Origin of the sequence: Flavobacterium sp. UBA4854, assembly GCF_002399805.1 — a bacterium.
Lineage (GTDB): Bacteria > Bacteroidota > Bacteroidia > Flavobacteriales > Flavobacteriaceae > Flavobacterium > Flavobacterium ginsengisoli.
Window position 1 is genome coordinate 1 of sequence record NZ_DHEI01000098.1, and the last position, 12,169, is coordinate 12,169.

Sequence of the window (12,169 nt, forward strand, 5' to 3'; positions counted from 1 at the left end):
AATAAATATGGTGCAGAAGCGCTTCAGGTTGCAACAACAGTAAAATTAGCCAGAGCTTTATGGATTATTCCAATTTCAATTTTGACTGCTTTTTTATTTAAAAGCAAGAACTCAAAAATTAAAATTCCTTATTTCATTGGTTTGTTTGTTGTTGCAATGTTAGTGAATACCTATATTCCGTCAACAACCATTTTTACAGCACATCTTGTTGGTATTGCTAAAATTGGTTTAACTATAACTTTATTTCTAATTGGTGCAACGCTAAACTTTGCCACTTTAAAAGCAGTAGGAGTAAAGCCTTTACTTCAAGGTGTTTTTTTATGGATTTTTATAGCTGTTTTAGCTTTATTATCAATACTTTATTTAGGATAATGTCATTATTTTACATTGGAGAATTTTACAATTGGTTTGTCAATCATTTTGTAAAATTTTCCTTTGAATGAGTAATGCCTTTCAATTACAAAATTAAATTGCTTTTTGGTTTTTGCCATTTCTGCAAGTTCAGCCGGTAAATCAACTTCGAAATCATCTTCTGTACGTTTTGCTTTTTTGTATGAACCTTTTGTTACGATTTTAAAATCTCTGAAGAATTTTTTATTATTATCTGTAACGACAGTATAATTGCTTGACCATTCTGAGCTAATGCTATTGAAAAGAGAATAATAGTCAATTTCCATTAGAGGCTGATATTTTCCATCAAATCCGGCGATTATATATAAATAACCATTGTATGGAGCACCTGCGCCACCATTGGCATGAACAAGTGATAAAGCATATTGATCTTCTCCAATTTCAACTAATTTAGGAGTTGGACATTGTGCAAAAGATCCAAAAGCAGCAACTGCAGGTTGAAAAGATTTCATTTCCCAAACAGAAGCATTCTTTGCGAATTTTGCCACACCTAATAATCCGCCAGAAAAACGTCCTGTTTGCAAGCCGTCTTCATCATGAACAGAATGATTGAAAACTAAAATTTTAAACTGATTTCCTTTGGAATCGCTATAATCAATATTAGCCAAAAGTCTTGTTGCTACACCTTCGCTATAAGGAAACATTTGATCTCCTTCTACGCCATTTACATCAACATAAGACGAAGGTTTGCAGGATTTGCATTTCCAGCTTATGAAAGTATTTTTATCAGAAAGGTGATATAAATTACCTGGAAACAATTTTTGCATTGTTTTTTCACCATTCAAAGGATCAGATACCTTAAGGACTCTTTTTTGATTTAATATGGTGTCACTGACGTTTTTTAATTGCAAATCAGTTTCTTGTGCAAAGCAAAAGGTAGAAATTAATAGAAATAAATTTAAAGTAATCTGGCGCATAAAATTGAATTTTGATGGTAAAGCAAATGTATAAAGAAAATTATTGTTAATATGAACTTATGCTGTTTTTACGAGGTAAAATCTCAAAAAGTTAAAATAACAGAATCTTATTGATAGTATTTTTTGCGTATTCTTTAATTAAAACTAAATTTGCTCCCTCTAATAAAAAAACAAATGAAAAAAATCCAAATGAGACCAAAATTAATCGCTTTCGGTGTATTAGTTATTGGCTTTATTATGTTGTCATGGGGAACTGTAGGCCATGAACGTATTAACAAAGCTGCTGTAATGGCTTTACCAAAACAATTGCAGATATTTTTCTACAATCACATTGATTTTATTACCCAAGAAGCTTCGGTTCCAGATATCCGTAAATATGCTTTAAATTATAAAGAAGAAGGACCAAGACATTATTTTGACATGGAAAATTTTGGTCCTGCTGACACTTATCCAAAAACATTAGAAGAAGCAAAACAAAAATACGATGCTAAATTCTTGTCGGATAACGGAATCTTACCATGGTATATGGAAGATATGATGGCAAAATTGACCAAAGCTTTTAAAGATAAAAATAAAGCTGAAATCTTATTCCTTGCTGCAGATTTAGGACATTATGTTGGTGATGCGCACATGCCATTGCATACTTCTGCAAATCACGACGGACAATTAACAGATCAAAAAGGAATTCACTCACTTTGGGAAAGTAGATTACCAGAGTTGTTTGTTAAAAATTATAAATTAAATGTTCCTGAAGCACAGTATTATCCAGACGTTCACAAAGCTATTTGGGACTTGATTAACGATACTCATAGCTTGGCGCAACCTTTATTGGATATCGATAAAAAGTTGAGAACTGCAACTCCACAAGACAAAGTATTTAAATTGGATGCAGAAGGAAATGTAATGAAAACGAGGTACAATACTGCTGTTTTTTCTGAGGATTATGCTAAAAAACTTCACGAACAATTAAACGGAATGGTTGAAAGCCAAATGAAAAAAGCTATTGCTGCAACCGCAAGTTTTTGGTATACTGCATGGATCAATGCTGGAAAACCAGATTTGAGCGATTTAGATGCTCCAGCGGTTACACAAAGAAATTATCAAGCTTTACAAGATGATTTGAAATTGTTTCAAAAAGGTGATTTGTTTGGAATGAAAAATCAAAATGATTAAAAATTGATTTCAAATTTCATAGTTTAAGTTTTCTAGTTTCTATGAAATCCTTAAAATAAAACAAAACCCGACAAGTTTAAAAACCTGTCGGGTTTGTTTTTATAATATAAATATCGAAAAAACAGCTTTGACTTCACTAACCGCAAAAGGAAAAGATACTTCAAAAAAAAACTTAGCATTCTCTGTGATTAAAAAATAGCTGCAAATAAATGGATTCATAAAAAAGAAAATCCGACAGATGCCGGATTTCTTTTTTGTATTAGTCACGAACGTTTGCGTATAACTTTTTATTCTTATTTGCAATTTCTTTAAACTGATATTCTTTTTCTTTCAAGACATAGGAAGCAGCTTGGTAATAAGAAATAGTTTGCTCAATTAAACTTTGATTCTTTGATTTTAATGGAATTTCATCGTAATAAATTTGAAATTCAGGAGAAATTCCAGTTTTCTCGTTAAGTTTTAACTGAAACTGTTGTATCTGTTGTTTAGGAGAAAGTATAGTTAAAACATTATCTTTTATTAAACCTAAATCCTGATAAGTAGCTATAAAAGCTCGAGGTTGATAGTCTGTTTTAAGAACATCGCAACCAAAAAATTTACTATGATAATCAAAATTTAGAAGTCCAAATAATGTTGGCATAACATCGATTTGTGACATTAATTTATTGAACTTTTCAGGTTTTGCACCTGGTGTGTAAATTAATGCTGGAATTCTATATTTGTCTAATGGAAGTTCTGTTTTTCCTGCGCTTGAAGCACAATGATCGGCCACAATGACAAAAACAGTATTTTTATACCAAGGTTGTTTTTCAGCTTGCTTAAAAAATTGGCGAAGAGCATAATCAGTATATTTTACGCCACCATCACGAGATTTAATATTTCCAGGAATATCAATTTTATTGTCTGGATAAGTAAACGGTCTGTGATTGCTAACTGTCATGATATGGTTAAAGAAAGGTTTGTTTTCCTTTGCTTCAGCATTCATGATTTTAATAGCTTTATTGTACATATCTTCATCGCAAACTCCCCATACGTTAGAAAAAGTGACTTCATTTTTAGCGAAGCTCGATTTGTCAACAATTTGATATCCGTTTCCTGAGTAAAAGTCCTGCATGTTGTCAAAAAAAGCATCTCCACCATACATAAACTTTACATTGTAGCCTTTTTGAAGAAAAATAGATCCAGTTGAGAACTTATTTTTATTGTCTTCTCTTTTTACAACACTTTCGCCAGCTGTAGGAGGAAGACACAAGGTTACAGCTTCAAGACCACGTACAGTTCTGTTTCCTGCAGCATAAACATTTGTAAAAAGTAAACTTTTTTGAGCAAGACTGTCTAAAAATGGAGTAATATTTTGCTCGTTTCCGTAGATTTTCATGAAATCGGCACTTAAACTTTCAACCGTAATTAAAACCACATTTTTTCGTTGTTCTAACGAGTCTTCTTTTATTTCTCTAAGTGTATTTTTTCCAGAAATAGCAGGCAATTCTTGTTTTAAAATGGCAAATGCTTTCTCATTAGGAATCGTTTTGTAGAATTTGTAATAGTCCAATTTGTTATTTTGGAAGGCTAAATAAAACTTGTAGATTCCGTTAGACTGTAATTCGTTTACAAAAACATTTTTAGAATTTTCTGTTTTGGCTAATCCAGGAACAGCTACTAAAGCAGTAATAAATAACACTGCATAAAGTGCTGTGATTTTTATTTTTTCGCTAAAACTTGGAATTTCATCAATATAATTTTTAGAATTCTTGATAATAAAATAGGTTATAATTCCTGTAATGGCAAACAAAGTAGAGAATATTGGAATTACAGGATAAGACTGCATAATGTTTCCAATAACTTCATTTGTGTAAATCAGATAATTGACAGCTATAAAATTGTATTTTACGCCAAATTCATTCCAGAAGAAAAATTCGCTAATTGCATTCTGAAGAATTAGTAAAACATAAAGAAAGATCACAAATGCAAAAAGCCAGTATCTAATTTTATTTCTGTGCTTTGGCAAAAAAAGAAAAAGCGCAAACAAAAGTGTTTTTAGCGAAACAAAAATCAAAACGATTTTAGGTAAAGCACCTCCATACTCGTCAAAAATGCTTTTTCCTGACGCTATATATATTAAAAGCGCCAGAAAACCTGCCAGTATAATATATCCGTAAGGTTTATTGTATTTTGAATTTGAAATAAAAATAAGATAAAGCCATAAAAAGGCTAATGCTATCGAGAAAACAAAAAAATCTGAAACTAAACCCAGCGAAAAAATCTTTAAGCTCTCGATAAATGAGAAAGAGCTTTGAGTAATTGGGTGAAAAAGTAAAACAATTCTAAGTGTGAAACTTACAACAAAATAAAGCAGTGCCAGATTGTAAAACGGCGAAAGTTTTTTGAAAAAATTCATCAGTTATTTTTTTACAAAATTACTTACGAATTATTAACGTCAGATTAAGTTCGACTTTTACCTTACTTAACATTAACTTAATATTTGCTTAAGATTCTGGTTTTCTTTATTAATTGGTAGTGTAGGCCATTTCTGAGAGCTAAATTATTTATCTTTGGATTACAAAAAAGAAATTCAAATTTTAATCAGATACGATAAATGCATATTTTAATAGTTGAAGACGAAGTAGGAATTGTTCAATTTCTAAAACAAGGCTTGCTAGAGGAAGGTTATCAAATTACTACTGCTGCCGATGGTTCAAAAGGTTTTGAACTAGTTCAGGAACAAAAATTTGATTTGATCCTTTTGGATTGGATGCTCCCAAAAATCAACGGACTTGATCTGTGTAAAGCCATTAGAATTAAAGATCAAACTACGCCAATTATTTTTTTAACAGCAAAAGATACTGTGCAGGAAACGATTGAAGGATTGAAAGCGGGCGCAAACGATTATATCAAAAAACCTTTCAGTTTTGAGGAATTGGTTGAGCGAATTAAAGTTCACTTTAGAAATAAAAAGCAAATTGAAACATTGACTTTAGGAAATATTACAATGGACTTGTCCAGACATATTGTTTTAAAAGGAGAAGAAGAAATTTCGCTTACGCAACGAGAGTTTGAATTGTTGGCATATTTAATTCAAAACAAAGGAAAAGTCTGCACAAGAAATCAAATTTTGAGAGATGTGTGGGAAATTAATTTTGAGTACGACACTGGTGTTATTGATGTTTTTATGAATGCAATTCGAAAAAAACTAAACCTTAAAATTGAAGAAGATTATATAAAAACCATTCGTGGTATTGGGTATATTGCCAATGATTAGCAAAATGACATCACTCTCCTTTAAAAATAGAATTGCATTAAATTATATTGTAGGAACAGGGCTTCTTGTTTTAGTGGTTTTTTCTGCAATTTATTTTATTGTAAAACTGACGGTTTACAATCATATTGACGAAAACTTAAACATAGAAGTTCAAGATCATTTAAAAGAATTAAGAATTGAAAATGGTGTTGTTGTTTTTATGGATAGTGAAGAATGGGAAGAAAGAGAACACAATTCTGTTGATGTAAATCCTGTTTTTGTCCAATTTTTAGATTTGAATAAAAACATAATTGAAAAGTCTCCCAATCTAAAAAATGAGAAGCTAGTTTTTCATAAAAACAAAGATCATTTTGAGCTTTATGATACTAAACTACTAGGTAATAAAATTCGTCAAATTCAAGTTCCGCTTCATATTGGAGCTAAAAAAATTGGTTATTTGATTATTGCAATGTCGCTTTCAGATTCGTCAAAAGTCTTGCAAAACCTGTTGGATACCTTAATGATTGCATTTCCAATTATTCTTTTGATTTTGTTTTTTCTGGCAAGATTCTTTGCAGGACGAAGTATTAGGCCAATAAATAATATTATTCAGACTTCTAAAATTATTACGAAAGACAACCTAAAAGCAAGGATTCCGTTGCCAAAAACAAGAGACGAATTGTTTACGCTTTCAAAAACAATTAATAATTTATTGAATCGAATTGAAGACGCCATAGAACGCGAAAAACAGTTCACATCTGACGCTTCGCACGAGTTAAGAACTCCTCTTACTGTAATTAAAGGAACACTTGAAGTACTCATACGTAAACCTAGAGATAGTAAGGAATACGAAGAAAAAATTAACTATTGCATTAATGAAGTAGATCACTTAAATTCTCTCGTAGATCAGCTTCTTTTGATGGCTCGTTTTGAGAATCAAAAACAAAATATAAACAAAGAAAATATTTATCTAAATGCAGTAGTTTTAGATGTTTTGACATTGAATGCAGATAAGATTAAATCACAACAAATAAATGTGGTTCTAGATGCTTCAGAAGAGTTTTATATTTATTCTGATAATTATTTAACCGTAACGATTCTTCGAAATATCATTTCTAATGCTGTTAAATATTCAAAACGTAATAGCGAAGTTCGAATTTCATTGTCTAGACAAAATGATAAAGTTATTTGTACTATTGTTGATCAAGGAATTGGCATTGCTAAGAAGGATTTGGAATCTATCTTAAATCCGTTTTTTAGATCAGATTCTCTCAATCACTCAGAAATTAAAGGAACAGGACTTGGATTATTTATTGTAAAAAGAATGACAGATTTACTTCAGGTTAAGTTTAAAATTGAAAGTGAAATAGGAAAAGGAACTAGCGTTTTATTGGTTTTTGAAGAATATGATAATTCGTTAAAGTAATTTTAAAATCATTGCAAAAAATGTGGTCTAAAACGATTTTTAACAATAAACTATCGTTAAGTTAAATTAAAAATTGTTTTTTAATTGTTTTATCTAGTATATTTGCAACCGAATCAAAGAATTATAAAACAAACCAAACAATGATTTCAAATCAATTACATCATCATCATTTTCATTATTGCTCTCAAGCGATGTGTTAATGGTATGTGTGTAAATCATCATATTTTAAAACCCGTTTGAGTACATCAAACGGGTTTTTTTATACCAATTCTTTGTACTCAAACTATTAATCAAACAACAACTAAAAAAATGAGTACTTTAAAAATTGCAATTCAAAAATCAGGTCGTTTAAACGAAGACAGTATCCAAATTCTTAAAGATTGCGGTATTTCAATCAATAACGGAATCGACCAATTAAAAGCAGAAGCTTCAAATTTTCCTCTTGAAGTTTTATACCTAAGAAATTCAGATATTCCTCAATACTTAATTGACGGAGTGGTAGATTTAGCAATCGTTGGCGATAATCTTTTGGTAGAAAAAGGAAAAGGAATTGAAGTAGTTCAAAAACTTGGTTTCTCCAAATGTAAAGTTTCAGTAGCAGTTCCTAAAACTTTCGAATACAATTCGGTTCAGGATTTAGCGGGACTTCGTATTGCTACTTCTTATCCAAATACAGTTAACGAATATTTCAGTAAATTTGGTTTAAGTGTTGATATTCACCAGATTTCTGGTTCTGTAGAAATTGCGCCAAACATTGGTCTTGCAGACGCTATTGTAGACATTGTTTCAAGCGGAAGCACTTTATTCAAAAACAATTTAAAAGAAGTTGAAGTTATTTTGAAAAGCGAGGCGGTTTTAGCTGTTTCTCCAAAAGTTTCTCCAGAAATTCAAAAACACATTGATACTTTAAAATTTAGAATTCAAGCCGTTTTAAGAGCTAGAAATTCAAAATATATCTTGATGAACGTTCCAAATGATAAAATTGATGCAGTTGGAAAAATTCTTCCAGTTTTAAGAAGTTTAACCGTTTTGCCATTGGCACAGGAAGGCTGGAGCAGTGTTCACTCGGTAATTGACAAAGATACTTTCTGGGACGTAATTGATCAACTAAAAGAAGTAGGAGCAGAAGGAATTTTGGTTTGCCCAATTGAGAAAATGGTTCTTTAGGGCTGCGCCCGCTTTAGGCAGTAAGCTTTAAGCTTTAGGCTTTTGAAAAGCTTGCTCCTTATGCAAAAAATAAACACAACGTTAATAAAGCCTAAAGTCTACAGCTTAAAGCTTAAAGCTTAAAAAAATGAATAAAATAATCAGTCCAAAACCAGAAATCTGGTCAGAAATATTAAAAAGACCAACACAAACTGTTGATGATATTGAAGTTACAGTAAAAGAGATTTTTAAAGAGGTTCAGAGAAAAGGAGATGAAGCGGTTGCAAAATACACTTCGATTTTTGACGGAATTTCGTTAGATAATTATGAAGTTTCTCAGGCAGAAATTGAAGAAGCAATTAGTCTGATTCCGATTGAATTGAAGGAAGCGATCGAATTAGCAAAAAACAATATTTATAATTTTCACAACGCTCAAAAAACAGATCGCGTTTCTGTTGAAACGATTGAAGGAGTAAACTGCTGGCAAGAAAAAAGACCAATTCAGAAAATTGGTTTATATATTCCAGGAGGAACAGCACCTTTGTTTTCTACAGTCTTAATGTTGGCTGTTCCGGCTGAAATTGCGGGTTGTAAAGAAATTGTTTTGTGTTCGCCACCAGATAAAAAAGGAAAAATAAATCCAGCGATTTTGTACGCTGCGAATTTATGTGGAGTAACTAAAATTTTGAAAGTTGGCGGAATTCAAGCCATTGCAGGAATGACTTTCGGCACACAATCTATTCCGAAAGTGTATAAAATTTTCGGACCAGGAAATCAGTTTGTAACCGTAGCAAAACAATTGGCAACTCAATTTGGAGTAGCAATCGATATGCCTGCTGGTCCTTCAGAATTATTAATTGTCGCAGATGATAGCGCAGTCCCTGCTTTTGTAGCTTCAGATTTACTATCTCAGGCAGAACACGGAACAGATAGTCAGGTAATTTTGGTTTCGACTTCAAAAAAACTAATTGACGAAGTAGAAAAAGAAGTTCAGACTCAATTACAAGTGCTTCCGCGAAAAGCAATTGCAGAAAAAGCCATTGAGAATTCAAAGCTAATTTTTGTTGAAAACGATCAGATCGCTCTAGACTTAATAAATGAATATGGCCCTGAGCACTTCATTATTTGTTCTGAATATGATGATTTCTATTGTAACGGAATCGTAAATGCGGGTTCTGTTTTTATTGGAAATTATACGCCAGAAAGTGCAGGAGACTATGCTTCAGGAACCAATCATACTTTGCCGACCAACGGTTACGCTAAGAATTACAGCGGTGTAAATTTAGACAGCTTTATGAAATCGATGACATTCCAAAAAATATCAGAAAAAGGGATTCAGAATATTGGAAATGCTATCGAAAGAATGGCTGAAGCTGAAGGATTGCAAGCGCATAAAAACGCAGTGACCTTAAGATTAAAGAGTTTAGAATAAAAGACAAAGGAAGAAGAAAGAGCGAAGAAACAAGTTTTTTTAAAGTCTTTCATCTTGGTTCTTGCTTCTTAAAAAAAAATAAAACAATGAGCACTTTCGATATAAATACAATAACACGTGAAAACGTAAAATCCTTAAAACCATATTCTTCGGCAAGAGATGAATTTGAAGATTTTGACACAGCCGAAATGATTTTTCTAGATGCTAATGAAAATCCGTTTCAAAATGGTGTAAACCGCTATCCAGATCCACAACAAAATTCGGTTAAAGCAATTTTGGCTAAAAACAATTTAATAAAACAAAGCCAGATTTTGTTAGGAAACGGAAGCGACGAAGTTTTAGATTTGCTTTTTAGAGCTTTCTGCGAACCAAATAAAGACAATATCATTTCGTTGCCGCCAACATACGGAATGTATGGTGTTTTGGCTAATATTAATGCGGTTGAAAACAGAGAAATTCTGCTATCAACAGACTTTCAGCCACAAGTAGAAAAGATTCTAGAAGCGGTTGATAAGAATACGAAAATTATTTTTTTATGCTCACCAAATAACCCAACAGGAAATTCTTTTTCAGATGAAAGTGTGGTGAAATTATTGCAAAACTTTAAAGGTTTAGTAGTAATTGATGAAGCATATATTGATTTTTCGGAGAAGGAAAGCTGGTTGGCAGAAATTGATGCCTATCCAAATTTAGTGATTACGCAAACACTTTCTAAAGCTTATGGTTTAGCAGGAATTCGTTTAGGGGTTTGCTATGCTTCTGAAGCTGTAATTTCAATTTTAAATAAAATCAAACCGCCTTATAATGTAAACGAATTAACGCAACAAAGAGCAATCGAACGTTTGAAGGATTTTGATAAAATTAAGCAAGAAATAGCTTCTATTATTGAGCAAAGAGAAGAGTTGCTTAAAGTTTTACTTGAAGTAAGTTTTGTTGAAAAAGTATATCCAACAGAAGCTAATTTTATTTTAGCAAAAGTAGATGATGCGAACAAAAGATACGATCAGTTAATCGAAAAAGGAATCGTAATTCGAAACAGAACAACACAGCCTTTATGCGAAAATTGTCTTCGTTTTACAATCGGAACAAAAGAAGAAAACGAGGTTGTTATAAGAGAATTAAAATTATTAAGCTAAAAATTATTAGCCACAGATTAAAAGGATTAAAATGATTTCTTTCTGTGCGTGATTTTTAGCCACGAATTACAAAAATTAACACGAATTGAATTAGAGAAATTTGTGAATTCGTGGCTAAAAAAAATCATTTTAATCCTTTTAATCTGTGGCAAAAGAAAAATAAACCATGAAAAAAGTACTTTTTATCGATCGTGACGGAACGATTGTTTTAGAACCTGAAAACTACCAATTAGACAGTTTAGATAAACTAGAATTTTATCCAAAAGCATTTCAATATTTGGCTAAAATTGCTAACGAATTAGATTATGAATTGGCAATGGTTACCAATCAAGACGGATTAGGAACAGATAGTTTTCCAGAAGATACGTTTTGGCCAACGCAAAATTTCATTTTAAAAGCTTTTGAAAACGAAGGAGTTGTTTTTGATGAAATCTTTGTAGACAGAACTTTTCCAGAAGAAAATGCACCAACACGTAAGCCAAGAACTGGAATGTTAACCAAATATTTGAACAATCCGCAATATGATCTTGAAAATTCTTTTGTTTTAGGAGATCGTTTGACAGATGTTGAATTGGCTAAAAACCTTGGTGCAAAAGCAATTTTCATGAATGACACAGATGGAGCAGGGAGTACTGAAATTTCATCTAAACGTGAAGAATTGAACGATACCATTGTTTTGCAGTCAATGGATTGGAAGAAAATCTATGAGTTTTTAAAATTAGAAGCGCGTTCGGCTTCTATTACAAGAAAAACGAATGAAACGGATATTTATATTAACTTAAATCTTGACGGAACAGGAAAAAGCAAAATCGACACCGGAATAGCTTTTTTTGACCACATGTTAGATCAAATTTCGCGTCACGGTCAAATGGACTTGGAAATTCTTGTAAAAGGGGATTTAGAAGTTGATGAACACCATACAATCGAAGATACTGCAATTGCTTTGGGAGAAGTTTTCGCAAAAGCCTTAGGAAATAAATTAGGAATTGAGCGTTACGGGTTCTGTCTTCCAATGGACGATTGTTTAGCGCAAGCGGCAATTGACTTTGGAGGAAGAAATTGGCTTATTTGGGAAACCGAATTTAAACGCGAAATGGTTGGAAAAATGCCAACTGAAATGTTTTATCATTTCTTCAAATCATTCACAGACGGTGCAAAAGCTAACTTAAACATTAAAGCGGAAGGAATCAACGAGCATCATAAAATTGAAGCAATTTTTAAAGCTTTCGCGAAAGCAATAAAAGTAGCCGTAAAAAGAGATACCGAAAAAATGATTTTGCCTTCAACGAA

The 12,169-nt window shown here is 32.0% G+C and carries 10 protein-coding genes; 8 read left to right on the forward strand and 2 right to left on the reverse strand.

Annotated features, from left to right (window positions below):
* On the forward strand, window positions 1-372 hold a 372-nt coding region (locus B3J44_RS14550), incomplete at its 5' end, for a putative sulfate exporter family transporter (protein ID WP_286969208.1).
* A gap of 5 nt (window positions 373-377) precedes the next feature.
* Here the strand turns inward: B3J44_RS14550 and B3J44_RS14555 are convergent.
* Window positions 378-1,178, reverse strand: coding sequence for a hypothetical protein (locus B3J44_RS14555; RefSeq protein ID WP_286969210.1), 801 nt, complete (start codon window positions 1,176-1,178; stop codon window positions 378-380).
* Between the two features lie 324 nt (window positions 1,179-1,502).
* Between B3J44_RS14555 and B3J44_RS14560 the strand changes: the two genes are divergently transcribed.
* On the forward strand, window positions 1,503-2,501 hold the full coding sequence (locus tag B3J44_RS14560; RefSeq protein ID WP_198855697.1) for a zinc dependent phospholipase C family protein: 999 nt from the start codon (window positions 1,503-1,505) through the stop codon (window positions 2,499-2,501).
* A 259-nt stretch (window positions 2,502-2,760) separates the two neighbouring features.
* Here the strand turns inward: B3J44_RS14560 and B3J44_RS14565 are convergent, their stop codons facing one another.
* Window positions 2,761-4,899 (reverse strand): LTA synthase family protein, encoded by a 2,139-nt coding sequence (locus B3J44_RS14565; RefSeq protein ID WP_286969212.1) that lies wholly within the window; start codon window positions 4,897-4,899, stop codon window positions 2,761-2,763.
* A 198-nt stretch (window positions 4,900-5,097) separates the two neighbouring features.
* Here B3J44_RS14565 and B3J44_RS14570 point away from each other — a divergent pair, with 198 nt between their 5' ends.
* The 6 genes from B3J44_RS14570 to hisB form a co-directional block, all read left to right on the forward strand.
* A complete protein-coding gene (locus B3J44_RS14570; RefSeq protein WP_198855695.1) occupies window positions 5,098-5,760 on the forward strand; it encodes a response regulator transcription factor in 663 nt (220 codons plus the stop codon).
* A 4-nt stretch (window positions 5,761-5,764) separates the two neighbouring features.
* On the forward strand, window positions 5,765-7,165 hold the full coding sequence (locus tag B3J44_RS14575) for a sensor histidine kinase (RefSeq protein ID WP_286969213.1): 1,401 nt from the start codon (window positions 5,765-5,767) through the stop codon (window positions 7,163-7,165).
* A 309-nt stretch (window positions 7,166-7,474) separates the two neighbouring features.
* Window positions 7,475-8,332, forward strand: coding sequence for an ATP phosphoribosyltransferase (gene hisG / locus B3J44_RS14580; protein ID WP_198855693.1), 858 nt, complete (start codon window positions 7,475-7,477; stop codon window positions 8,330-8,332).
* Between the two features lie 127 nt (window positions 8,333-8,459).
* Window positions 8,460-9,743, forward strand: a complete 1,284-nt coding sequence (gene hisD, locus B3J44_RS14585) for a histidinol dehydrogenase (RefSeq protein ID WP_286969214.1) — start codon at window positions 8,460-8,462, stop codon at window positions 9,741-9,743.
* An 86-nt stretch (window positions 9,744-9,829) separates the two neighbouring features.
* On the forward strand, window positions 9,830-10,879 hold the full coding sequence (gene hisC, locus B3J44_RS14590; protein WP_286969215.1) for a histidinol-phosphate transaminase: 1,050 nt from the start codon (window positions 9,830-9,832) through the stop codon (window positions 10,877-10,879).
* 166 nt (window positions 10,880-11,045) lie between these two features.
* The coding region (hisB, locus tag B3J44_RS14595; protein WP_286969216.1) for a bifunctional histidinol-phosphatase/imidazoleglycerol-phosphate dehydratase HisB at window positions 11,046-12,169 on the forward strand (1,124 nt) is incomplete at its 3' end.